The sequence below is a fragment of the Massilia alkalitolerans DSM 17462 genome, from assembly GCF_000427785.1.
Classification (GTDB): domain Bacteria; phylum Pseudomonadota; class Gammaproteobacteria; order Burkholderiales; family Burkholderiaceae_D; genus Telluria; species Telluria alkalitolerans.
Map to the genome: position 1 here is coordinate 175,557 of NZ_ATYR01000002.1, position 22,585 is coordinate 198,141.

Annotated in this window: 20 protein-coding genes; 7 read left to right on the top strand and 13 right to left on the bottom strand. The window is 66.7% G+C overall.

What is annotated here, in order from left to right:
* Positions 1-3 precede the first annotated feature (3 nt).
* The 12 genes from YWC_RS0102760 to hmgA form a co-directional block, all read right to left on the bottom strand.
* On the bottom strand, positions 4-1,896 hold the full coding sequence (locus YWC_RS0102760; protein ID WP_084416267.1) for a CocE/NonD family hydrolase: 1,893 nt from the start codon (positions 1,894-1,896) through the stop codon (positions 4-6).
* Between the two features lie 183 nt (positions 1,897-2,079).
* Complete coding sequence (locus YWC_RS0102765) at positions 2,080-3,453, bottom strand: amino acid permease (RefSeq protein ID WP_027864007.1); 1,374 nt, start codon at positions 3,451-3,453, stop codon at positions 2,080-2,082.
* 326 nt (positions 3,454-3,779) lie between these two features.
* Entirely contained in the window at positions 3,780-4,145 is a 366-nt protein-coding gene (locus YWC_RS0102775) for a hypothetical protein (RefSeq protein ID WP_027864008.1), read from the bottom strand.
* A gap of 99 nt (positions 4,146-4,244) precedes the next feature.
* Positions 4,245-5,405, bottom strand: a complete 1,161-nt coding sequence (locus tag YWC_RS0102780; protein WP_027864009.1) for a DUF3616 domain-containing protein — start codon at positions 5,403-5,405, stop codon at positions 4,245-4,247.
* A gap of 90 nt (positions 5,406-5,495) precedes the next feature.
* Positions 5,496-6,479 carry a DMT family transporter gene (locus YWC_RS0102785; RefSeq protein WP_036212775.1) on the bottom strand — a complete coding sequence of 328 codons (984 nt, stop codon included), beginning with the start codon at positions 6,477-6,479 and terminating at the stop codon, positions 5,496-5,498.
* A gap of 107 nt (positions 6,480-6,586) precedes the next feature.
* A complete protein-coding gene (locus YWC_RS0102790) occupies positions 6,587-7,606 on the bottom strand; it encodes an amidohydrolase family protein (protein WP_027864011.1) in 1,020 nt (339 codons plus the stop codon).
* 262 nt (positions 7,607-7,868) lie between these two features.
* Positions 7,869-8,279 carry a secondary thiamine-phosphate synthase enzyme YjbQ gene (locus YWC_RS0102795; RefSeq protein ID WP_027864012.1) on the bottom strand — a complete coding sequence of 137 codons (411 nt, stop codon included), beginning with the start codon at positions 8,277-8,279 and terminating at the stop codon, positions 7,869-7,871.
* A gap of 40 nt (positions 8,280-8,319) precedes the next feature.
* Positions 8,320-10,626 carry a putative bifunctional diguanylate cyclase/phosphodiesterase gene (locus tag YWC_RS28010; protein WP_051306166.1) on the bottom strand — a complete coding sequence of 769 codons (2,307 nt, stop codon included), beginning with the start codon at positions 10,624-10,626 and terminating at the stop codon, positions 8,320-8,322.
* Between the two features lie 125 nt (positions 10,627-10,751).
* A complete protein-coding gene (locus YWC_RS0102805) occupies positions 10,752-11,453 on the bottom strand; it encodes an MBL fold metallo-hydrolase (RefSeq protein WP_027864013.1) in 702 nt (233 codons plus the stop codon).
* Positions 11,454-11,510: 57 nt separating this feature from the next.
* On the bottom strand, positions 11,511-12,317 hold the full coding sequence (locus YWC_RS0102810) for a TlpA disulfide reductase family protein (RefSeq protein WP_027864014.1): 807 nt from the start codon (positions 12,315-12,317) through the stop codon (positions 11,511-11,513).
* A 57-nt stretch (positions 12,318-12,374) separates the two neighbouring features.
* Positions 12,375-13,703: a hemolysin family protein gene (locus YWC_RS0102815; RefSeq protein ID WP_267872152.1), complete on the bottom strand. Its 1,329-nt coding sequence runs from the start codon at positions 13,701-13,703 to the stop codon at positions 12,375-12,377.
* A gap of 119 nt (positions 13,704-13,822) precedes the next feature.
* A complete protein-coding gene (gene hmgA / locus YWC_RS0102820) occupies positions 13,823-15,130 on the bottom strand; it encodes a homogentisate 1,2-dioxygenase (protein WP_027864016.1) in 1,308 nt (435 codons plus the stop codon).
* A gap of 148 nt (positions 15,131-15,278) precedes the next feature.
* Here hmgA and YWC_RS0102825 point away from each other — a divergent pair, with 148 nt between their 5' ends.
* The 5 genes from YWC_RS0102825 (at position 15,279) to YWC_RS0102845 (ending at position 19,577) form a co-directional block, all read left to right on the top strand.
* Positions 15,279-16,184, top strand: a complete 906-nt coding sequence (locus tag YWC_RS0102825) for a LysR family transcriptional regulator (protein WP_027864017.1) — start codon at positions 15,279-15,281, stop codon at positions 16,182-16,184.
* Positions 16,185-16,228: 44 nt separating this feature from the next.
* On the top strand, positions 16,229-17,317 hold the full coding sequence (hppD, locus tag YWC_RS0102830; protein ID WP_027864018.1) for a 4-hydroxyphenylpyruvate dioxygenase: 1,089 nt from the start codon (positions 16,229-16,231) through the stop codon (positions 17,315-17,317).
* Between the two features lie 80 nt (positions 17,318-17,397).
* On the top strand, positions 17,398-17,745 hold the full coding sequence (locus YWC_RS0102835) for a CidA/LrgA family protein (RefSeq protein ID WP_027864019.1): 348 nt from the start codon (positions 17,398-17,400) through the stop codon (positions 17,743-17,745).
* The gene (locus tag YWC_RS0102840; protein WP_027864020.1) at positions 17,738-18,475 is read left to right on the top strand and encodes an LrgB family protein; all 738 of its coding nucleotides are present in this window, start codon (positions 17,738-17,740) and stop codon (positions 18,473-18,475) included. Before YWC_RS0102835 ends, YWC_RS0102840 begins: the two co-directional genes overlap by 8 nt.
* A 79-nt stretch (positions 18,476-18,554) precedes the next feature.
* Positions 18,555-19,577 carry a patatin-like phospholipase family protein gene (locus YWC_RS0102845; protein WP_027864021.1) on the top strand — a complete coding sequence of 341 codons (1,023 nt, stop codon included), beginning with the start codon at positions 18,555-18,557 and terminating at the stop codon, positions 19,575-19,577.
* Positions 19,578-19,631: 54 nt separating this feature from the next.
* Here YWC_RS0102845 and YWC_RS0102850 read toward each other — a convergent pair whose 3' ends face one another.
* Positions 19,632-20,228, bottom strand: a complete 597-nt coding sequence (locus YWC_RS0102850) for a hemerythrin domain-containing protein (protein WP_027864022.1) — start codon at positions 20,226-20,228, stop codon at positions 19,632-19,634.
* Positions 20,229-20,580: 352 nt separating this feature from the next.
* On the opposite strand from YWC_RS0102850, the gene YWC_RS0102855 reads away from it, so the two are divergent.
* Both YWC_RS0102855 and YWC_RS0102860 read left to right on the top strand, forming a co-directional pair.
* Positions 20,581-21,603 carry a manganese catalase family protein gene (locus tag YWC_RS0102855; RefSeq protein WP_027864023.1) on the top strand — a complete coding sequence of 341 codons (1,023 nt, stop codon included), beginning with the start codon at positions 20,581-20,583 and terminating at the stop codon, positions 21,601-21,603.
* 54 nt (positions 21,604-21,657) lie between these two features.
* Positions 21,658-22,581, top strand: coding sequence for a ZIP family metal transporter (locus YWC_RS0102860; protein ID WP_051306167.1), 924 nt, complete (start codon positions 21,658-21,660; stop codon positions 22,579-22,581).
* The last annotated feature ends 4 nt before the right edge of the window (positions 22,582-22,585 follow it).

Here is a 22,585-nt window from a genome sequence, read left to right on the forward strand (position 1 = left end):
GTTTCACTGCACCACCGGCAGCTCGATGTAGCTCTGGTTGGCGGCGTCGTGGTGCACCGCATTGTCCGCCACCACCCCGGTCTTCTCGCTCTCGTTCGGCCCACCGGTGTTCAGATTGCGCACGAATTTCGGGAAGTTGGACGAGGTGACTTCGACCCGGATGCGGTGTCCGGCGCCGAACTGGATCGCGGTGGCGATCGGGGTCGGGCGGATGGTCACGACTTCACCCGGCGTGAGCATCTCGGGCTTGTCGAAACCGTTGCGGTAGCGCGCGCGGAAGATGGTGTCGCCGATGATCCAGGCAGTGCCGTCCGGCGCCACGTCGACCAGTTTGACGGCGAAGTCGGTGTCCTTCGCGCTCGACGAGACCTTCAGCACCGCATCCACGAAACCGGCCACGCTGACGGCTTTCGGCAGCGGGTCGCTGGTGTAGACCAGCACGTCGCTGCGCGCCTCGACGGGACGCTGGTCGAAGGCGCCGGGCACCACGATGCCGCCATTGCAGCAGTCGCCACCCCCGATGGTCTGTACCGGGTTCATCGGGTCGTAGCGGTAGCGGTCAGCAAGCTCGCCCGCGCCAGGCGCCTGCGGCAGCAGGCGGCCATCGCCGTACAGCGAATTCGCACGGCCACCGGAGCGCAGGTACAGGCGCATCGGCTTGGCCTTCTCCGGCGGCCAGGTGCCCGCGCTCTGCCAGCGGTTGGCGCCCATCTCGAAATAGCGCACGTGCGGCGTATTCGCGGGGAAGGCCTTGGTGTCGCCCTTCAGCCACCGGTCGAACCAGCCGTAGATGGCGCCGTCGACGTCGAAACTGGTATCGCCCATATTGCGCTCGCCGATGGTGTTGTTCGGACCGAGACGGGAGAAGGCGCAATGCACATTCGGCGCCACCACCGCGTACTGGTTGGCGCTGGCTTCCTTGTCGGTGCCGGCCGCGGCGGCGTGCTTGAACAGCTCGAGGTTGGGGCCGATCGAGACGTCGTACCAGCTGTTGAACCACAGCGCCGGCACGCCCCAGCCCATGCCTTCGTGGTACAGGCCGCCTTTTTGCCAGGCCGGGTCGCTTGGCGTGCGCTTGATCAGTTCTTCAAAGGTGCCGGCCGGCTCGCCCAGCGAGCTCAGCAGCTGGTCGACCGGCAGGTGCTTGATCTGCTTGTTCCAGTCGACCTGCGGCTTGGCCGGGTTCAGGTCGTTGTAGGCCTCGACGCGGGCACGCAGCTTGTCGTCGGCAATCGCCGGCAGCTGGGCGCGCAGCGGATTGTCGACGCCGTATAGCCAGACGAAGAACAGGTTGCGCGGCACGCCGCCGGTGTACCAGTTGCCTTGCTCCTGGAAGCGGCCGACCTTGCCGATGCCGGCGCCGGACGCCATCGGCACCATGGCCGCGTGCGCCGGGTGGTTCAGGCCGGCCAGGGCCAGCTGCCACTCGGCCGAGGACGAGCAGCCGAGCGTGCCGACCTTGCCGTTCGACCAGTCCTGCCTGGCGATCCAGCTCAGGGTGTCGTAGCCGTCGTTCTGCGGATTGCCCAGGATTTCCCAGTTGCCGCCCGAGAAGTAGCGGCCGCGCTCGTTCTGCACGATGAAGGTGTAGCCGCGCTTGACCGATTCGAGCACGTAGCGCTGGGTCGAGCCTTTCAGCTTGCCCTCGTTGTAGGGCGTCTTCCACAGGATGGCGGGCAGCTTGCCGCTGGCGTTCTTCGGCATGTAGATGTCGGTCGACAGGCCAACGCCGTCGCGCATCGGCACCATCACGCTCAGGCGCGAGGTGGCGATCAGCGCCAATTCCTTTTCCAGGGCTTCCTGGCTGTACTTGCTGTAGTCCTGCGCCGCAACGACGACGTGGGCGTCGGCCGCGAACAGGGCGAGTGCGACGAAACTGGCGACAATCTTCTTCAAGCTGACTCCTTCGGCTCATGAATGAGGAATGGCCGGGCCGCGTTTGGCGGGCCGGACAAGCACATGGAATGATGGCTCCACTGGAGTAATACTTTATCAACAGTCCAGCTGTTGAGCTAGCGCAACATGACAAAATGACTCGGCAGTCATGAAACCCGTGCGCGCTGTGGCTTTATCGCGTCTTTACGCCGCCGGGGCGATCGTGGCGCCTGCCAGCTTGCGCTGGCGCAGCCAGTAGCCCAGCGCCAGCAGGGCCAGCCAGGCCGGGATCATCCACACGGACAGCTGCAGGCCCGGCGTCAGGTACATCACCACGATGATACCGGCCAGGAAGGCCAGGCACAGGTAGTTGGTGAGCGGGAACCAGGGGCTGCGGAAGGCGGTCGCCTGGCCCGCCGCCTGTTTGGCGCGGCGGAAGCGCAGGTGGCTCCAGCAGACCATGCCCCAGTTGATGACCAGCGCCGCCACGGCCAGGCCCATCAGCATGCCGAAGGCGTCGCGCGGCAGGAAATAGTTGACGCAGATGCAGATGGCGGTGGCCACCGCCGACACGCCCAGGGCGGCCAGCGGCACGCCGCGCTTGCTGACCTTGAGCAGGGCGCGCGGCGCGTTGCCCTGTTCGGCCAGGCCGAACAGCATGCGGCTGTTGGCATAGGTGCAGCCGTTGTAGACGGACAGGGCGGCCGTCAGCACCACCAGGTTGAGGATGTTGGCCACGGCATTGCTGTCCAGCGCGGCGAAGATCAGCACGAAAGGGCTGCCGCCGGTGACCACCTTCTGCCACGGGTACAGCATCAAGAGCACGGCCAGCGCGCCGACATAGAAGATGGCGATGCGCCAGATGGCCTGGTTGATGGCGCGCGGGATGGTGCGGCCCGGGTTGTCGGCTTCGGCCGCGGTGATGCCGATCATTTCCAGGCCGCCGAAGGAGAACATGATGACCGCCATCGACAGCGCCAGGCCGGCGAAGCCGTTCGGGAAGAAGCCGCCGTGCTGCCACAGGTTGGCCACGCCGGCCTGGGGACCGGCCGTATCGCTGATCAGGAGGTACAGGCCGAACACGATCATGCCGACCACGGCCGCCACCTTGATGATGGAAAACCAGAATTCCAGCTCGCCGAAGGTTTTCACGTTGAGCAGGCTGAGGGAATTGACGAGCACGAAGAAGGCGAGCGCCGAGACCCAGGTCGGGATGTCCGGGAACCAGTACTGGACGTAGATGCCGAGCGCGGACAGCTCGGCCATGCTGACGAGGATGTACATCACCCAGTAGTTCCATCCGGAGACGAAGCCGGCCATCGGGCTGCCGTACTTGCTGGCGAAATAGCCGAATGAACCGGCGACCGGCTCGTCGACGATCATTTCGCCGAGCTGGCGCATGATGAGGAAGGCGACCAGGCCGGCGATCGCATAGCCGAGCAGGGCGGAGGGACCGGCTTGCTGGATGGTCTGGGCCACGCCCAGGAACAGGCCGGTGCCAATGGCGCCGCCGAGGGCGATCAGCTGGATGTGGCGGTTCTTTAAGCCACGTTTGAGTTCATGCTTGGCGGTGTTCATCGTCGGCCTTAAGCGAAAGTTGCCTTAAAGCCAGCGATTCTACTGCAAGCAGGGCCGCCATGGACGGTGCGCCACCCGAAACTTGATTGGCACCCGTCCAGGTGGATCAGAAGCGGCGGTAGCCGCGGCGTCCCATCGGATAGCGTTGCGCCATCTTGCCGCCGAATTTTTTCCAGAGCAGGCCTGCAATGGCCATCATGATCATCTTGCGCATGGCGATTCTCCAATCGATAAAAGTGGACGGGCCACGGTGTGGCGTGGCGACGGAAACAGCTTAGCAAAAGGACGGTTCAGGCGGCGCGAGCCTCGGTAACTGGGATAGAGTCTCAACCCGGCATCAGGAAAAAGGCGATGACACCTGCCACGCTGGCCCCCAGCATCATCAGCAAAAAGCCCGACATGCGCGCCAGCGACACCAGGCGATTGCCGCGGGAACGGCTGCGCAGCAGGTAGAGCGGAATCCCGATCGGCGCCATCGCCACCACGGCCGTGCTCATCCAGCGTGGGCGCCGGTACAGCCGCGCCTCGCTGTCCAGGCGATACCAGTAATAGGGCAGGAAGCTCAGCAGGAAGGCCGAGAGCAACATCCACCACACGGGCATGTGTACGTGGGATGCGGCGTACAGGGCGTCGGACATGCCGCAGGCAAACATGAGCGCCAGCAGCGCCCACAGGATATTCTTGGGAGTCATTGCATTGAATGTGAAGCGAGGCGGCGAGAATACCACCGGCAACTGGTCGCGAAATTCAACAAAAATCACGGACGTGCGGAAATATGCACCCGTCATGATCTATTTCGCAGGCTTGCTGCCAAGGGGGCGCTCGCGCGGCGGCAGCGTAAACACGTCCGCCACCAGGGTGCTGTCGCCGATCTGGCGGCTGGGCGAGGCTGAATCGTGCACCACCAGCAGCGTGTCGCGCCCATCCTTGTCGACCGCGAACAGCGCGATGCCCTCGGGGTGATCGACCCCATGGCCGAAAGGCAGCTCCAGCACCCGTTCGAGCTCGTCCGCCGCCACCACGCATTCCTTGCCTGGCTGGGCCGCGCCGCGCCAGCGGAACAGGGTGACCGGCCCGTCCAGGTCCATGGTCGGCCCGGCCAGTACCAGGATGTCCTTGCCGTGGACGCACAGGTCGCGGATGCCGAGCCCGCCCAGGTCGAGGAAGTGCTTGCGGTACAGGCGCTCCTCGTCGTCCACCGGCGCCAGGCGCAAGCGGCCCGGCTGCTCGTCCTCGACGAGCGCCACTTCCACCACCAGCGCCCAGCCGCGCAGCACCGGCCCGCGCAGGCCGAGCAGCAGATGCTTGCCGGCCACGGCCAGGCCCTCGATGTCGAAACCGTTGTCCTTGCCGGGAATGGACAGGAAGGGACCGAGGTGCTCGTCCTGCCGCAGCAGGGCGGTCAGTTCGTTGCCTTGCTGGTCGCCGCGCAGCATCGCGGCAGTGCGCAGCTTGCCCTTGTGGGCGCTTTCCCTTTCCAGGGTATAGCCGTCGCCGTCCTTGCACACCGGGATGCGCGCCAGCAGGTAGCGGTTGGCATCCAGGCTGACGCTGGCGAGGCGCTTGTGCGCCTTCCTGACGCCGTCGCCGTCCTTCGGCTGCTTGCGCCGCAGGCTGTGCGAGCCGGCCAGCCACAGGTACTTGCCGTCGCAGGCCAGGCCCTCGATGTCGGCCTCGTTGATGTCGTCCTCGGTGTCGCCATGCGCCGGCAGCGGCAGCTCGAGGTAGTCGTGCAGCGCGTACTGGCGATGGTCGCGCGTAAAACTGCTGCGGCCGGTGCTGTCGACCTCGCACACGGTCAGGCGTTCGAGGCTGACCGATTCGTCGTTGGCGAGCCAGAGCGAGCTGCCCATGCGCAGGGCCACGGACAGGCCGTCGCGCAGTTCCTTGCCGTAGCAAAGCTCGTCGCGCTCAGGATGGAATTCGAGGAGGACGATGTTGGTCGGGTGCATGCTGGGTTCCTGGCGGCCGTGTACGACATTGCGGGGGAAAGATAGCATGGGCCCGTCGGGCCCGGCGCTCAGCAGTGCGTCGAGCCTGGCCTAGCGCCCCGGGTTCGGACGGACGGCCGCGGCGCGCGGCCCGCGCGTCACCAGCAGCACCCCGCCGCACACCAGCACCAGCGCGACGAGATTGGTCCAGGTGAGGACGTCCTCGTGCAGCCAGATGCCGGACAGGGCGGCGCCGAACAGGGGCACCAGGAAAGCGAACATGCTGATCAGCCCGACCGGATTGTGCTTGAGCAGCAGGCTCCACAGGGTGAAGGCCACCGCCGACAGCGCGGCCAGGTAGACCAGCAACAGTCCCGACACCAGGTCAAGCCGTCCCAGGCTGCCGCCCGTTGCGTAGCCGGCGGCCAGCAGGACCAGCCCGCCGATCGCCAACTGCCAGGCCGTCATCGTCATCGCATCCATGCGCTGCGAGACGCGCTTGCCATAGATCGATGCGGCCGACAGCACGAAGGCGGCGAGCACGATGAAGCCCTCTCCCTGCAGGCTGACGCCGCTCCCCAGCAGGCTGGCGTCGGCATTCACGGCCAGCACGCCGGCCAGGCCCAGCGCGCAACCGGCGCCCTTGCGCGCCGACAGGCGGTCGTCCTTGTAGAGGAAATGCGCCAGCAGGACACTGAAGAAGGTGGTGGTAGCGTTCAGGATCGACGCCCGCACGCCGGTGGTGTAGGCCAGTCCGATGTAGAAGAACACGTACTGCAGGCTGGTCTGGGCCACACCCAGCACGAAAACCTGGCGCAACTGGTCGCGGGGTGGAACGGGGAACTTCTTTTGCAGCAGCCAGGCGGCGAGCGCCACGCCGATCCCGGCCAGCAGGAAGCGGTAGCCGGCGTAGACCAGCTTGGACGGGATGTCCTGCTGCGTGATGCCCAGCAGGGCATAGCCGGTCTTGATTGCCGGGTAGGAGCTGCCCCACAACAGGCAGCACAGGGTTGCCAGGGCAACGACCACGAGGGGACGGGAAAAGAATGGGGGCTCAGGCTGCGCTGCGCGGCCGATGGATGAAGCGGGGAACATGCGATGATCGGTCCTGTCTGAATGTCATCGGACATCATACAACATACGGCCGAGCCGTGTTGGAAGGACGGCAATGTGGCCCGTACGCACTACAGGCGCAGGGCAGATCAGCGCAGGTAGGCGGCCACGTTCCCGGCGATCCGCCTGGTCTCGGCCTCGGTCAGCGGCAGCGCGCGGAATGCCGCCCAGGCTTCGCGCGGCTTCATATTGGTCGGCGTGGCCGCATCCGAGCCGTACAGGACCTTGTCGACCCCCACCTGGCGGATGCGCTCGACCATTTCGCGCGCATGCGCCTGGCTCATGTCGGGCGTGGCGATCGAGGCCACGTCGAAGTAGAGATTGCGCGTGTTCGGTTCCTTGCGCGCGGCCGCCTCGGCGAACACGCGCATCACCTCGTTGGCCGACGGATCCTCGTAGCCGGGACCGCTGCCCGCGAAGTGCGCCACCTGCACCATGGTTTGCGTGGCCTCGGGCATGAGCTGATCGAGGAAGGCGCGCGCCTGCGCTTCGCCATAGGGGCGCTTCAGCGAGATCGAGGCGCGCATGTGGACCGCGATCGCCATGCGGTGCCGGTTGGCGGCGCGGAATACTTCCTTCAGGCGCGCGACGTGCTCGGGCTTGTCCAGCTGGATGTCGGAATTCCCGAAGTGCATCTTGATCCCGGTGCGCAGTTGCGGGTGCGCCGCGCAGCGCTCCAGTTCGGCCAGCGCATAGTCCTTCAGCGGATTGAAGCCGCAGAAGGCGCGCAGGCGCTCCGGATACTTTGCCACCTGGGCGGCGGTCCAGTCGTTCTCCGCCTTCACTTTGGCGTATTCGTCCTCGACCACGCGCGAGGGGCGCCCGTACATATAGGCCGTTGACATCACGGCAGCGCGGCGGATGCCGGCCTCGTCCAGCAGGGCGATCAGTTCAGTCACCGGGATTTCGCGCAGCGCGTCGGGCCCCGGTTTCGGGGCGATGAAGGCGATGATGCCGGGGCTGAACAGGTGCTGGTGGTGGTCGGCGGCGGCGACGATGATGGCGGCTGGTGCGGCCGGGGCTGCCGTGGCTTGACCCGCGAATGCGGCTGCCGGCAGGGCGAGCAGCAGGGCGGCGCCGAGGCGCAGCTTGGCGGACAGGCGGGGCATGGCGAGACCTTTGGCGGGAGAACGATCCTCCAGACTAGCCGCGGCGGATCGCGCTGTCCACGAAAAATGGATACATATGCCGCCGCTGCCCTCGGGGTGCTCAGGCACTGCGAGATCGGTGCCCTGGTGGGCTGGTGGACAGCGCCATGCCGGAAATCTGTGGCCGTTCTCCCTGCGCCTTCGCGGGTGCAGCGTCACGGCCTGCATGCAGTGTAGATAACCGACCGTTTCAGGTCTTCCCCCATGGCTGGGGGAAATCCACTCAGAGGACGGTGACCACGACCCGCCGGCGGTGCGGCGCGCTGCGGTGTTCGTACAGGTAGATGCCTTGCCAGGCGCCGAGCAGCAGGCGACCGCCACCGACCGGCACGCTCAAGCCGGAACCCGTCAGCATGTTGCGCACATGGGCCGCCATGTCGTCCGGGCCTTCGGCATCGTGGCGGTAGGCCGGATCGCCGTCGGGGGCGAGTCGTTGCAATACGGTTTCGAGGTCGCGCCGCACGTCGGGGTCGGCATTCTCGGTGATGAGGAGCGAGCAGCTGGTGTGCTGCACGAAAACCTGGGCCAGGCCGCATTGGATATGCGAGGCGCGCACCACGTCGGCGACCGCCTCGGTGATGTCGCGGGTGCCGCGACCTGGTGTGTGGATGTCGAGGATGCTCTGGTGCGCCACGCTGTGCTCCGGGTCTGGTTCGGGGCACAGCTTAGCAGAATCAGGCGGCGGGGCCCGCCGATCCCGGGCCGTCCAGCACGGCGAGCAGGTCGTCGAGCGGCGCCGGGCGCGAGAACAGGTAGCCCTGCATCAGCGGACTGCCGTTGCCGCTGAGGTAATCGGCCTGTTGCGCGGTCTCGATGCCCTCGGCCACCACACGCAGGCCGAGGTGCTCGGCCATCGCCAGGATCGACTGCACGATCGCGGTGCCGTTGACGTCGTTCGGGGTGTCGCGGATGAAACTCTTGTCGATCTTGAGTTCGTAGAGCGGCATGCGCTTGAGATAGGCCAGGTTCGAGTAGCCGGTGCCGAAGTCGTCGACCGAGAAGCGGATGCCCAGGGCCGCCAGTTCGTGCATGCGGGCGATGGTCTGGTCCAGGTCCGAGACCAGCAGGCCCTCGGTGACTTCGAAGATCAGCTGGTCGGCCGGCGCGCCGGTTTCCTGCAGCACCCGGGCGACCGTCTCCACGAAGTCCGACTGGCGGAACTGCGCCGGGCTGACGTTGATCGAGAGCGGGAGCGGACGGCCGGCCGCGTCCAGGCGCAGCCAGGCTTCGCAGGCCTGGCGCAGCACCCAGGTCCCCAGCGGGACGATCAGGCCGGTGGTTTCCGCGATCGGGATGAACACGTCCGGCGGCACCAGGATGCCGTCGGCGCGGCGCCAGCGCATCAGGAGTTCGGCGCCGACCGGCTGCTGGTCGCGGTCGACCTGCAGCTGCAGGTGCATGGCCAGTTCGCCCCGCTCGAGGGCGTTGCTGAGGTCGCGCTCGAGCGTGAGTTTTTGCTCGGCCTCGGCCAGCATGGTGGTCTCGAACAGGGCGACGCCGTTGCGGCCGCTCGCCTTGGCCTGGTACATCGCGGTGTCGGCCTCGCGCAGCAGGTCGTGGGCGGTCTGGCCGGCGCGCAGCGGCAGGGCCACGCCGATGCTGCCCGTCGAGCGGTACACGTGCTCGTCGATCGTGACTTCCTCGCCCAGCGCCGCCAGCACCTTGTGCGCCACCTTGAGCGCGGCGCCCGCTGCCTTGTCGGGGTCGTCGCCCAGGTCGTTGAGCAGGATGACGAATTCGTCGCCGCCCAGGCGCGCTACGGTGTCGCGCGCGCGCACGGTCGCGACCAGGCGCCCGGCTGCGCTGCGCAACAGGGCGTCGCCGGTGGCGTGGCCGCGGGCGTCGTTGACGTACTTGAAGTTGTCGAGGTCGATGAACAGGACGGCGCCGAGCGCGCCGCCGGCATTGCGGGCGTCCACCATGGCGTCCAGGCGCTCGGTGAACAGGCGCCGGTTCGGCAGGCCGGTCAGCACGTCGTAGAAGGCCAGGTGATGGATCGCCTTGGCTGAGTTGCGGCGCTCGGTGATGTCGCGCCCGACCACCACCCAGTGGGTGCTGCGCCCGCCGTCGCTGGCGAAGGGCACCATTTCCATCTCGGCCCAGAATGGGTCGCCGGCCTTGGTGTAGAGCAGCAGTTCGGCCGTGACCGGTTCGCCCCGCGACACAGCGCGCAGGATGCGCGCCAGTTCGTCGGGATCGGTGTCCTCGCCGTGCAGCAGGCGCATGCTGTGGCCGATGATCTCGTCGCGCCGGTAGCCGGTGCGGCGCTCGAAGGCTTCGTTGGCGGAAATGATCGGCTGCTGCGCGCCCGGCGCATCGATGGCGTGGGCGATCAGCACCATGTCGTTCAGGCGCGCCACCGCGGCCGAGGTCAGACGCAGTTCGGCGTTCAGCTCGTGCAGCTTGTCCTGCTTGGCTTCCAGGGTTTCGGCAAAGCCGTGCACCTCGCCGAGCGTGTCGGCCAGGCCCTTGACCAGGGCGCCGCAGGTCATCGTGATCAGGGCGCCGACGCACAGGTAGTTGAGCGTGACGATCAGCGAGGACAGCAGTTCATCCTGGCCGAGGCCGGCGACGTAGAGCTTGGCGTGGCCGGACAGGCCCAGGCCCAGGATGGTGAAGCCACTCAGGAACAGGGCCCCGAGCGCCTGGCGGGTGCCGAGCAGGACCACGGCCAGTACCGGCGGCGCCATCAGGAAGATCTGGCTGACGGCGCCGACGCCGAGCATCAGGCCGACGCCGACCAGGAACAGCATCGCCAGGAAGTTCAGGACGCGCAGCGTGTAGGGAAGACGGTCGAACCACCAGATCGCGAAGATCCAGGCCAGCGCCACCACGTCCATCGCGGCGATCTGCCAGAGACCGTCGACCATGGCCAGGATCGCACTGGGCACGGCCGCGACCACGCCGAGCAGCAGGACGGCCGACATCAGAGTCGAGAAAATGCGCGCGCGCCAGTGGGCCAGGTCGTCAAACTGTTTCATGCATCAGCCTTCGTGCACCGGCGAGAATGTTTCTTTAAGTGCAATGGAATTTCTATGGATGCAAGATTATACCCGGAACTGACGAATTCGCTTGTTGCTTGTTGGGAAAACGCAGCAGGCTTCGCTCAGACGCTGTGCGCCAGCCCGAGCTTGCGGTTGGCGGGCACCGCCACATCCATCATCTTCGGGCGCGGCAGGTCCAGCGCGGCCATCAGCGCCATGAATTCCTCGTGCGAGCGGCCGGCCAGGCGCGCATTGTGGCGCTTCTCCCAGCCGATGGTGGACACCGACTGGCCACGATAGTCGTGGCCCGGCCAGACCCGGGTGGCCTCGTCCAGCGCAAACAGCTTGCGGGTGACGCTGTCGTACAACGCGGACGCAGAGCCGCCCTGGAAGTCGGTGCGCCCGCAGCCGTCCACCAGCAGGGTGTCGCCGGTGAACAGGTTGCCGCGCCACAGGTAGCACATGCTGCCCGCGGTGTGGCCGGGGGTGTGGATGACGGCGATGTGCTCGCGCCCGCCGAAGGCAATGAGGTCGCCGTCCTGCAGCTGCACTTCGGCCGGCGGGATGCCGCAGCCGCTCGGCACGCAGGCCTTGGCGCCGGTCAGGGCGCGCAGCTTGCCGGCCGAGGTGACATGGTCGGCATGGGCGTGGGTTTCCAGCACGTGGGTCAGCCTCAATCCGAGGCGCTCGATGTGCGCGAGGTCGCGCTGCCAATGGCGGTCGACCGGGTCGATGATCACCGCTTCAATGCCGCCAGGTGCGGACAGGATGTAGGTGTAGGTCGAGGATTCGGCGTCGAACAGCTGGATCGGGTTTACTTGCATGGGCTCTCCTGGGTGCGGCGTGAGTTGTACCACAGGATTGCTCATGGGGGAAGGCGGCTAGCGCTCCAGCGCGGCCAGCTTCTCCCTCAAGCTTGCCTCCGACAGCTCTCCCACATGACGGAAGCGCAGCCTGCCTTGCGCGTCATAGAACAGGGTGGTCGGGAAACCCACCGCCCCGGTACGCGCGCCCAGCTGGCCGGCCGGGTCGATCACCACGTTCTCCATGCGCAGGCCCTGCGCCGTCAAGAATGCCTGGACCGTGCTCGCAGACTCGCGCTGGTTGACGAAGACGAAGCCGACGTCCGGCCGCTTGCGCTGCATCGCCGCCAAAGCCGGCATTTCGCGCCGGCAGGGCGGGCACCAGGTGGCCCACAGGTTCACGACCAGCGGCTTGCCCTGGTAGGCGCGCAGCGGCACCTCGCTGCCGTCGAGCCGGCGCACGCTGAGCTCGGGCATCGGCGCATGGGGCGGGGCGAAGGCCGGCAGCAACAGGCTGCCGCCCATCCAGAGCGCGATCCCGGCCAGGCTCGATACCAGCAGGGGGCGGCGCAGCCCGGGGGCGCGGCGGGTCAGCTCGGCGCCCACCACGCAGGCGACCACCAGTCCCGCGGTGGCGTCGAAGCCGCCGTCGCGGAAGTCCAGCGCGGCCCAGGGCTTATCGAGGAACAGGTCGTGGTGGCGCAGCACGAACACGGCGCGCGCGGCGACAAAGCCGGCGAGCAGCATCTTCCACAGGATCGGGCCGGGATCGAGGGCGCGGCGGCGCCGGAACCACTCGGCCAGCAGGTTGGCCAGCAGGATGCCGCCCACGACCAGCAGCACGCCCGTGGGCAGGACAAGGGGGCCTAGTGTGAGAACATCCATCGCGCGCTTTTCATGGTTGAGATAGCGCGACGATACCGCAACAGGCTTAGCAGAAGATTAATCCCGCTCCGGCTCCGGCTCGATCGGCACGTAGCGCGAGACCATGATGCGGTCGATGCGGTTGCCGTCCATGTCCATGACCTCGAAGCGGAAGCCTTCCCAATCGACGATCTCGGCCGGCTTCGGGATGTAGCCCAGCTGGTAGAGCAGGAAGCCGGCCAGGGTGTGGTAGGCGCCTTCGTCCTCGCCGGGGAACACGAGGGTCGTTTCAAGCAGGTCGCGGAAGCGGTCCAGCGAGATGCCGCCGTCCACCAGCCAGCTGCCGTCCGGACGCCGCACGGCGTCGGCGTCGTGTTCCTCGCCGGCCACGGTGACGTCGCCCACCAGGGCGCTCATCACGTCGCTGAGCGTGACCATGCCCTGGATGTCGCCGTACTCGTCGACGATCAGGGCCAGCTCGGCGCGGTTCTTCTTGAACATCTCGAGCAGGGCCATGGCGCTCACGGTCTCGGGCACGTACAGCAGCTCCTGCACCGCGCCGTCGAGGTCGACCGCGTCGAGCGAACCGATGCGCACTGCCTGGGCGAACAGGTCGCGCGCCATCACGTAGCCCAGGATGTGCGAGCGGTCGCCGCGGCAGACCGGGTAGCGGCTGTAGGGATTGGTGGCGATGGCTTCGAGGTTCTGCTGGCGGTCGTCCTCGAGGTCGAGGATCACCAGGTCGACGCGCGGCGTCATCAGGGACTTCAGGTGCTGGTCGTCCAGGCGCAACGCGCGCTGCACGATGTCGTACTCGGTCTTTTCGAACACGCCGGTGTCGGCGCCTTCCTTGATGCTGCCGATGATGTCTTCCTCGGTCGGCGCTTCTTCCTTGGCCGCGCGGATGCCGAGCACGCGCACGATGGCGTTGGTGGCCAGGGACAGGAACTTGACGAAGGGCGACATGATGACCGACAGCGTGCGCAGCGGCTGCGAGATCAGGGTGGCCACCGTCTCCGGGAAGGCCATGGCGATGCGCTTGGGGACCAGTTCGCCGAAGATGATCGAGGCGACCGTGATCGCGATCACGACCACGGCGAGCGCGACCTCGCGCGCATAGGGGCCGATCACCGGCAGCGTCGCCAGTTCGGGCGTGAGGTGGCTGACCAGGGAGGCTTCGCCGAACGCACCGTTGAAAATGCCGATCAGGGTGATCCCGACCTGCACGGTCGATAGGAAGTGACTGGGGTCGTCGGCCAGCTTGAGGGCGGCGCGCGCCCCGCGGTTTCCTTCTTCGGCGCGCCGCTCGAGACGCATCCGCTTGGCCGAGACCAGTGCCAACTCGCTCATGGCGAACACTCCGTTCATCAGGATGAGGAAGGAGATGATCAGTATGTCGGTTAACACTGGCGCGGGGCCTCCGTCGGACTATCCGGGCCGCGACCGGTCACGCGCGAAAATGGCGTACGCCACATCATCGCATGACGGAAGGGGTTTCCGCCACACGAATTGCCAACTTGACATCGTTACGGAGCCAAGCGGAAATGCTTGCCGATGCCCGCCCAGCACTGCTGGTAGTCCGCCTGCAGCTGGGGCGAGGACAGCGCGTACGGGGTCGGCACGATCACGTGGCGGGTCTCGAACATGAAGGCCATGGTGTCCAGCACCTTGTGCGGCTTGCCGGTATCCGCGCTGCTGGCCTTGTCGAACGTGGCGGCGTCCGGTCCGTGTCCGCTCATGCAGTTGTGCAGGCTGGCGCCGCCCGGCACGAAGCCTTCGGCCTTGGCGTCGTAGGCGCCGTGGATCAGGCCCATGAATTCGCTGGCCACGTTGCGGTGGAACCAGGGCGGGCGGAAGCTGTGTTCGGCGACCAGCCAGCGCGGCGGGAAGATCACGAAGTCCAGCGTGTCCACGCCCGGGGTGTCGCTGGGCGCCTGCAGCACCAGGAAGATCGACGGGTCCGGATGGTCGTAGCTGATCGAGCCGATGGTGTTGAAGTGGCGCAGGTCGTATTTATAGGGCGCGTAGTTGCCGTGCCAGGCGACCACGTCGAGCGGCGAGTGGCCGATGTGGGCGCGCCACAGGCCGCCGCAGAACTTCGCCACCAGCTCGAAGTCGCCTTCCAGGTCTTCGTAGCGCGCGATCGGCGTGAGGAAGTCGCGCGGGTTGGCCAGGCCGTTCGAGCCGATCGGGCCCATGTCGGGGAGCTGCAGCAGGGCGCCAAAGTTCTCGCAGATGTAGCCGCGCGCCTGTCCGTCCGGCAGGCTGACGCTAAAGCGCACCCCGCGCGGGATCACGGCGATCTGCTGCGGCTCCACCGCCAGGAGACCGAGCTCGGTGGCGATCGCCAGGCGTCCCGCTTGCGGCACCACCAGCAGCTCGCCGTCGGCGCTGTAGAAGTAGCGCCCTTCCATGTCCTTGTTGGCGGCGTACAGGTGGATCGCGCAGCCGCTCATGGCTTCCGGCGAGCCGTTGCCGGCCATGGTGACCCAGCCGTCGATGAAGTCGGTGGGCGCGTCGGGCATCGGCAGGGGGCTCCAGCGCAACTGGTTGGGCGGCGCCGGGGTGTCGAAGCGCGAGACGATGCGGCCCGCGTCGATCGGCGTGAAGCTGCCGTGCACGGCGGCCGGGCGGATCCGGTACAGCCAGGAACGACGGTTGTGGCTGCGCGGGGCGGTGAAGGCGGTGCCCGAGATCTGTTCGGCATACAGGCCGTAGGCCACGCGCTGCGGCGAGTTGCGGTGCAGGGGCAGGGCGCCGGGCAGGGCTTCGGTGGCGAACTCGTTGCCGAAGCCGCTCATGTATCCGCTCATGGTGGCGGTGGACTCGCTCATGCTCACTCTCATGTGGTTGGATGCCGCTACTCTAGAAGAATCCCGCATGTTTTACGAGATGAATAGAAAAATGTAGACTATTCACCATCTAAATATTGCTGTTCGTGCGGCCAAGGCGCGCCCACAATGCAGCCCTGACAGAACGCCCATGATCGAACCGCACGATATCGACCTGAACCTGCTCTCGGTATTCCAGGAAGTGTACCGGGAACGCCAGATCTCCTCGGCTGCGCGCAAGCTGGGACTGAGCCAGTCAGCGGTGAGCAATGCGCTGGCGCGGCTGCGCCGCGCTTTTGGGGACGAGCTGTTCGTGCGCACCGCCAGCGGCATGCAGCCGACGCCGCTGGCAACGCAGATGGCCGAACCGATCGGCGTGGCGATGGCCCAGGTCGCGCTGGCGCTGAACCAGCGCAGCCGTTTCGACCCGGCGACCAGCAGCAGGCGCTTCGTGCTGGCGATGACGGACGTGGGCGAGATCTACTTCATGCCCACCCTGATCGAGCGCTGCAAGCTGCTGGCGCCGCTGGTCGAGATCAGCTCGATGCGCGCAGGCAGCCTGGCGCTGAAGGAGGAAATGGAAGGCGGGCGGGTGGACCTGGCGGTCGGGCCCTTCGAGGACATCTCGGAAGCGCTGTACCAGCGCCAGCTGTTCCGCCAGCCCTACGTGACGATGATGCGCAAGGGCCATCCGCTGGGGAAGGGCGAAGTGAGCCTGGCGCGTTTCGTGAAGGCCGAACACCTGCTGGTCGATGCGAACGAGAGTCCGTACGACCGCATCAACGCGCTGCTGGCGCGCGCCGGGGTCGGGCCATCGGTGCGCTTCCGGGTGCCGCACTTCACGGCGGTGCCCTATATGGTGAGTACGAGCGACCTGGTGGTCACCGTGCCGCAGAAGCTGGCCGAACGCGCGGCGCTGCCCTTCGGCCTGGAGTGGATCGTGCCGCCCCTGGAACTGCCGACGCTGCAGACCAACGTGTTCTGGCACCGGCGTTACAACCAGGACCCGGGCAACCAGTGGCTGCGCGGATTGCTGGCGGAAGTATTTGCGGAGTAGGACGTATTTTGAACCTGACCAACGAGACACAAGGAAGAGAAGAAATGGCAGACCTGTTTGAGAATCCCATGGGCCTGATGGGCTTCGAGTTCGTCGAGTTCGCGTCGCCGACGCCGGGCGTGCTGGAAGCAGTGTTCGAGAAGCTGGGCTTCACCAAGGTGGCGGTGCACCGCTCGAAGCAAGTGGCCTTGTATCGCCAGGGCGGCATCAACTTTATCATCAACAACGAGCCGAAGAGCTACGCCGCCTACTTCGCCGCCGAGCATGGCCCGTCGGCCTGCGGCATGGCCTTCCGCGTCAGGGATTCGCACAAGGCCTATGCGCGCGCGCTGGAGCTGGGTGCCCAGGCGGTCGAGATCCCGACCGGCCCGATGGAGCTGCGCCTGCCGGCCATCAAGGGCATCGGCGGCGCGCCGCTGTACCTGATCGACCGCTTCGAAGACGGCAAATCGATCTATGACATCGACTTCGAATTCCTGGATGGTGTGGATCGGAATCCGGTCGGCCACGGCCTGAAGATCATCGACCACCTGACCCACAACGTCTACCGCGGCCGCATGGCCTTCTGGGCCGGCTTCTACGAGAAGCTCTTCAACTTCCGCGAGATCCGCTACTTCGACATCAAGGGCGAGTACACCGGCCTGACCTCGAAGGCCATGACCGCGCCGGACGGCATGATCCGCATCCCGCTGAACGAAGAGGGCAAGGCCGGCGGCGGCCAGATCGAGGAGTTCCTGATGCAGTTCAACGGCGAAGGCATCCAGCACATCGCGCTGCTGACCGATGACCTGATCAAGACCGTGGACAGCCTGCGCGAGGCCGGCGTGCCGCTGATGAAGGCGCCGCCCGACACCTATTACGAAATGCTGGACGGCCGCGTGCCGGGCCACGGCGAGAACCCGGAAGAACTGAAGGCGCGCGGCCTGCTGCTCGACGGCGCGGTCAAGGACGGCAAACCGCGCCTGCTGCTGCAGATCTTCGGCGAAGCCCAGCTCGGCCCGGTGTTCTTCGAGTTCATCCAGCGCAAGGGCGACGACGGCTTCGGCGAGGGCAACTTCAAGGCGCTGTTCGAGTCGATCGAGCGCGACCAGCTGCGCCGCGGCGCGATCGCCGGCGCCACCGCGGAGGCCTGAGTCCGGATAGCGGGGCGGCGCGGCGCGCGCCGTCCGCCCTGTTTTGCTATCCTGAGCGCTTTGCCTCCTTCAGAAGCCTCATGCTGGCCGCCTTCACCATCCTCCTGCTGTTCCAATGCCTCGGCGAAGGCATCGTCTTCCTCCTGAAGCTCCCGATTCCCGGCCCGGTGGCCGGCATGCTGCTCCTGATGGCCGCCTTGCTGGCCTGGCCGCCGCTGGAGAAGCGCATCGAGGAAGCCGCCAATACCCTGCTGTCGCACCTGTCCCTGCTATTCGTGCCGGCCGGCGTCGGCATCGTGGCCACCGCGGCCAGCGGCAGCGGCCACTGGTTCGCCATCCTCGCCTCGCTCATCGCCAGCACCGCCCTGACGCTGGCGGTGACCGGCCTGCTGCTGCGTGGACTCGGGAACAAGGCCGGCGATGCTTGAGCTGAACGAGTTCTCCCAATTCTGGGTCTACCTGTCCGCCTCGCCGCTGCTGGGCCTGACCATGACCCTGTGTGCCTACCTGGCGGCGCACCGCATCACCGCCTTCTTCAAGGGCGCGCCGCTGGCCAATCCGGTGGCGATCTCGATCGCCCTGGTGGCCTTCGTGCTGTGGCTGTCCGGCATGTCCTACCAGCGCTACTTCGCCGGCGCCCAGTTCGTGCACTTCCTGCTTGGCCCCGCCACGGTGGCGCTGGCGTTGCCGCTGGTGCGCCAGCTGCCACGCCTGCGCAAGGCCGGCCGAGCGCTGGCATGCGCCCTGGTGCTGGGATCGGTGACGGCGATCGTCTCCAGCGTGGCCATCGCGCTGCTGCTGGACGCGAGCCCACAGCTGGCCGCCACCCTGGGCCCGAAATCGGCCACCTCGCCGATCGCGATGGCGGTGTCGGAGCGCCTGGGCGGCATTCCGGCCCTGACGGCGGCGCTGGTGATCGGCACCGGCATCTTCGGGGCAATTGCCGGCCCCTGGCTGTTCGACCGCCTGCGCATCGCCTCGCCGGCGGCGCGCGGTTTCGCCCTGGGCCTGGCCTCGCACGGCATCGGCACCGCCCGGGCATTCCAGTCTGGCGCCGAGATGGGCGCCTTTGCCGGGCTCGCCATGGGCCTGAACGGCGCCTTGACGGCAGTGATTGCACCTTGGCTGGTGCCGGCGGTCTTGCGCTGGCTGGGCTGAAGATTCCTGCAGGCAGCGTAGCGCCGTCAATTTACTCAGATCGCTAGACTTCGGCTATTTGCATGTAAAGGAATCGGACGTGACCACGACTATTAAGAAGATCAGCCTCGGGCTGCAGGGCGGGGGTACTTACGGCGCCTACACATGGGGCGTGCTCGACCGGCTGCTGCAGGAAGAGCGGCTCGAGATCGTCGCCCTGAGCGGGGCCAGCGCGGGCGCGATCAACGCGGCGGTGGTTGCGGACGGCATGGCGCGCGGCGGCGGACGCGCAGGGGCGCGCCGGGCGCTCGACCGTTTTTGGCATGCGTTGGCGGGCACAGCCATGTTCAGCCCGCTGCAGCGCACCCCGGCCGACCACCTGGCCGGCGGCTTCACCATGCGCCATTCGCCGGCCTACCAGATGCTGGAAATGGCGGGCGCGCTGGCGGGGCCGGTGCGTGAAAATCCGCTGACGGTGAATCCGCTGCGCCAGTTCCTGAGCGTGATGATCGATTACGATCGGGTGCGCGCCTGCGAGGAGCTGCAGGTGGTCGTGAGTGCCACCAACATCAAGACCGGGGGCGGCAAGCTGTTCCGACGTGAAGAACTCGATGCACAGCGCCTGATGGCGTCGGCCTGCCTGCCGACCGTGTTCGCGGCCGCCGAAGTCGAGGGTGAGCTGTACTGGGATGGCAGCTACGTGGCGAACCCGCCGCTCGCGCCCTTGGTGGAAGCGGGCGCCGAAGACCTGCTGGTGGTGCAGATCAATCCGGTGGCCCGCAACGAGACGCCGCACAACATGGCCGACATCAGCAACCGCGCCAACGAGATCGCCTTCAACATCAGCTTCCTGCGCCAGGTGAACGCGCTGCTGCACAGCGGCGCGGTGCCCGACGAGGAAGCCGGGGATTCGACCGTGGTCGCGCCGGTGCGCCTGCACCTGATCAGCGCCGCGCACGCCCTGAAGGAGCTGAGCATCTCGAGCAAGTTCAATGCCGAGCCGCGCTTCCTGCAGATGCTGCACGACCGCGGCGCGGCCGCCGCCGACGCCTGGCTGGACAAGCATTTCGATGATATCGGCCGGCGCACGACGCTCGATCCGGCCCTGGTGTTTCGTCCCTGAGCGGGCAAAGAAAAACCGGCCACGCGGCCGGTTTTCGTGTCGTGCTCAGCCTGATCAGGCCGGGTTCGACTTCCAGGTCTTCTTCGGCCCGAAGGCCTTGACGGCGAACAGCGCGCTGGCCAGGCCCACGACCAGGGCGGCGCCGCTGCCGCCGAAGCCGACCGCATGTTCCTTGGCCAGCTTGCCGGCCTTCGGCCCCACCAGTTGCATGCGGCGGCGGGTCATCTGGGCGCCCAGCTCGGACAGGGCCTCGCGGCTCAGCTTGGCCTCGGCGTGCGGCAGCAGGGTGGTTTCCTCGTCGGCCACGTGGTGCATCACATCGCGCATCAGTTCCATCACCAGCTTGTCGTGGCGCGGGTCGGACCCGCTGGTGCGGCGCAGTTCGGCGATCAGGCGGCGCATTTCCATGTGCTCGGGCTCGGCCTTGTGCATGAAGGGCTCGCCGCTATCGCGCTGGCGCATCACCGGGTAGAAAATCTCTTCCTCGAGGGTCGCGTGGATTTCCAGCGCGTCGCAGATGGTGTCGGCCAGCGCCTTCTTGACGCGCGGCGGCTTGTCCTTTTCGTACTGGTGGAAGGTGACCATCACGTGCGAATGGTCGAAGCGGATCATGTTGGTAATCGTCGGGCTCAGCTTATTCAGATTAAACATCGTTACCCCCTTTGTGGTCATATATTCAACATGGTAGTGCTGTGCCGCTCGTCTTTACTGTAGGAGCGCGCGCCGCGCCCCTGTCGGCCCGGGCCCCAGACCGGCGCGCGTCCAGGCCCGCATCCTCGATGACGCACAAAATCGGTCCGATAAATACTCTTATTTATCAGTTTCAACATTTCCATCAAGTTCATTAATTGTCGCTCTAGTCCTACAAGGCCACGCGCGAACACCTGATCCTCACTGCCGGGTCAAACTGCCAACATGAGATATACGGTTACCGGCCACTGCCGGTGCCATTGGACGGCGACGCCCCGGCGCGCCCAATGACTCATCATCGGAGGAATTGTCCATGTTTGCACACAACAAACGCTTGCAGTACACGGTCCGCGTCAGCGAACCGAATCCAGCCCTGGCGAACCTGATGCTGGAACAGTTCGGCGGCCCGCAGGGCGAACTTGCCGCGGCCATGCGCTACTTTACCCAGGCTGTTTCGGAAGACGATCCAGGCCGCAAGGACATGCTGTTCGACATCGCCACCGAGGAGCTCAGCCACCTCGAGGTGATCGGCCACATCGTTGCCATGCTGAACAAGGGCGCCAAGGGCCGCCTGGCCGAGGCCGTGGACAGCGAAGCCGATATGTTCAAGGCCATCACCGGGCCGGGTAACGACAGCCACATCACCCAGGTCCTGTACGGCGCCGGCACCCCACTGGTCAATTCCGCGGGCGTGCCCTGGACCGCCGCCTACATCGATTCGATCACCGAGCCGACCGCCGACCTGCGTTCCAACATCGCCGCCGAGGCGCGCGCCAAGATCGTCTACGAGCGCCTGATCGCGCTCACCGACGACCCCGGCGTGAAGGAAGCGCTGGGCTTCCTGATGACGCGCGAAGTGGCGCACCAGAAGTCCTTCGAGAAGGCCTTGTACGCCATCGAGCCGAACTTCCCGGCAGGGAAAATGCCGGCCGACCCGCGCTTTGCCAGCGTGTACTACAACATGTCGCAGGGCCCGGGCGAGATGCGCGGCCCCTGGAACCAGGGCGCCGACTGGGACTTCGTCACCGATCGCGAGAAGCAGATGGCGGTCGACGGCGGGTCGGGCGAGGCCGAAGTGGCCCTGCCGAGCGGCGACATCGACATCCTGAAGCAGATGGCGATGCGCACCATGTCCGACCCGATGTCCTCGCCGCGCACCGGCGCCGAACTCGGTATGAGCATGCAGTCGGCCGGCGGTGGTACGATGGCAGGACAGTCCGGAAGCGCCATGGGTAGCGCCGAGCTCGGCTCGAAAGGCGGCCAGCTCGACGACACCGGCATGAGCAAGCCCCAGGACAAGGGCACCGCCAAGGGCATGAAGGCAATGAAGAAGTAAGCACGCGTCGCGCGGCCCGCCCAGGCCGGCCGCGCGGTATTTCTTAGGGTTTGCATGGATACGAATGCTGACAAAGCGCATGACAACCGGCTCATCGCAGTGCGCGCCCTGCTGCGCGCGCTGACTTTCCGCCGCGTCGTCGGCTTCCTCATCTGCGGCGTCGGCTGCATCCTCCTGCTCGGCAGCCTGGCCGAACAGATCATGAACGCGAATCCCAAGATGCGCCTTGCCCTGCTGGGCGGCGGCACCGCCGCGGCGGCCACCGCGCTGGGCACCTTGCCGGTCCTGTTCGCACAGAATTTCTCGAAACGCAGCTACGACTGCTTCCTCGGTTTCGGCGCCGGCGTGATGCTCGGCGCGACCGCGTTTTCGCTCGTGATCCCGTCCATTGCCGCGGCCAAGGCCGCCGGCGCCGGCAGCTGGGAAGCAAGCCTGATGACCGGCGCCGGGATCATGGCGGGGGCGGGCGCGATCCTGCTGCTCGGCCGCGCCGTGCAATCAGACGCCATCCTCGACCGGGGCGATGCCGGCGTGTCGATCCGCCGCGCCTGGCTGTTCGTCTGGGCCGTGGCCCTGCACAACCTGCCCGAAGGGATGGCGATCGGCGTCGGCTACGCCGGCATCGACATCGAAAAGGCCAATGCGCTGGCTACCGGGATCTCGATCCAGGACGTCCCGGAAGGCCTGGTGGTGGCGCTGGCTCTGCGCACGGTTGGCTACAGCCGCCTGACCGCGGTCGGCCTGGGCGTCGTCTCCGGCCTGATCGAGCCGGTGGCGGCCGTCTTCGGCGTCGCGCTGATCGGCATCGCCGGCGGCTTGCTGCCCTTTGCATTGGCGGCGGCGGGCGGGGCGATGCTGCTGGTGATCGTCAATGACGTGATTCCCGAATACCGCCAGAACGGCAACGGCACCTTCGCCAGCATCGCCCTGGTGTTCGGCTTCATCCTGATGACGGTGCTCGATACGGCGCTGGCGTGATGGT

Coding starts and splice junctions, on each gene's coding strand:
- YWC_RS0102765 (WP_027864007.1), bottom strand. CDS start 3,453: ATGAACACCGCCAAGCATGAACTCAAACGTGGCTTAAAGAACCGCCAC.
- YWC_RS0102775 (WP_027864008.1), bottom strand. CDS start 4,145: ATGACTCCCAAGAATATCCTGTGGGCGCTGCTGGCGCTCATGTTTGCC.
- YWC_RS0102780 (WP_027864009.1), bottom strand. CDS start 5,405: ATGCACCCGACCAACATCGTCCTCCTCGAATTCCATCCTGAGCGCGAC.
- YWC_RS0102785 (WP_036212775.1), bottom strand. CDS start 6,479: ATGTTCCCCGCTTCATCCATCGGCCGCGCAGCGCAGCCTGAGCCCCCA.
- YWC_RS0102790 (WP_027864011.1), bottom strand. CDS start 7,606: ATGCCCCGCCTGTCCGCCAAGCTGCGCCTCGGCGCCGCCCTGCTGCTC.
- YWC_RS28010 (WP_051306166.1), bottom strand. CDS start 10,626: ATGAAACAGTTTGACGACCTGGCCCACTGGCGCGCGCGCATTTTCTCG.
- YWC_RS0102805 (WP_027864013.1), bottom strand. CDS start 11,453: ATGCAAGTAAACCCGATCCAGCTGTTCGACGCCGAATCCTCGACCTAC.
- YWC_RS0102810 (WP_027864014.1), bottom strand. CDS start 12,317: ATGGATGTTCTCACACTAGGCCCCCTTGTCCTGCCCACGGGCGTGCTG.
- hmgA (WP_027864016.1), bottom strand. CDS start 15,130: ATGAGCGAGTCCACCGCCACCATGAGCGGATACATGAGCGGCTTCGGC.
- YWC_RS0102825 (WP_027864017.1), top strand. CDS start 15,279: ATGATCGAACCGCACGATATCGACCTGAACCTGCTCTCGGTATTCCAG.
- hppD (WP_027864018.1), top strand. CDS start 16,229: ATGGCAGACCTGTTTGAGAATCCCATGGGCCTGATGGGCTTCGAGTTC.
- YWC_RS0102835 (WP_027864019.1), top strand. CDS start 17,398: ATGCTGGCCGCCTTCACCATCCTCCTGCTGTTCCAATGCCTCGGCGAA.
- YWC_RS0102840 (WP_027864020.1), top strand. CDS start 17,738: ATGCTTGAGCTGAACGAGTTCTCCCAATTCTGGGTCTACCTGTCCGCC.
- YWC_RS0102850 (WP_027864022.1), bottom strand. CDS start 20,228: ATGTTTAATCTGAATAAGCTGAGCCCGACGATTACCAACATGATCCGC.
- YWC_RS0102855 (WP_027864023.1), top strand. CDS start 20,581: ATGTTTGCACACAACAAACGCTTGCAGTACACGGTCCGCGTCAGCGAA.
- YWC_RS0102860 (WP_051306167.1), top strand. CDS start 21,658: ATGGATACGAATGCTGACAAAGCGCATGACAACCGGCTCATCGCAGTG.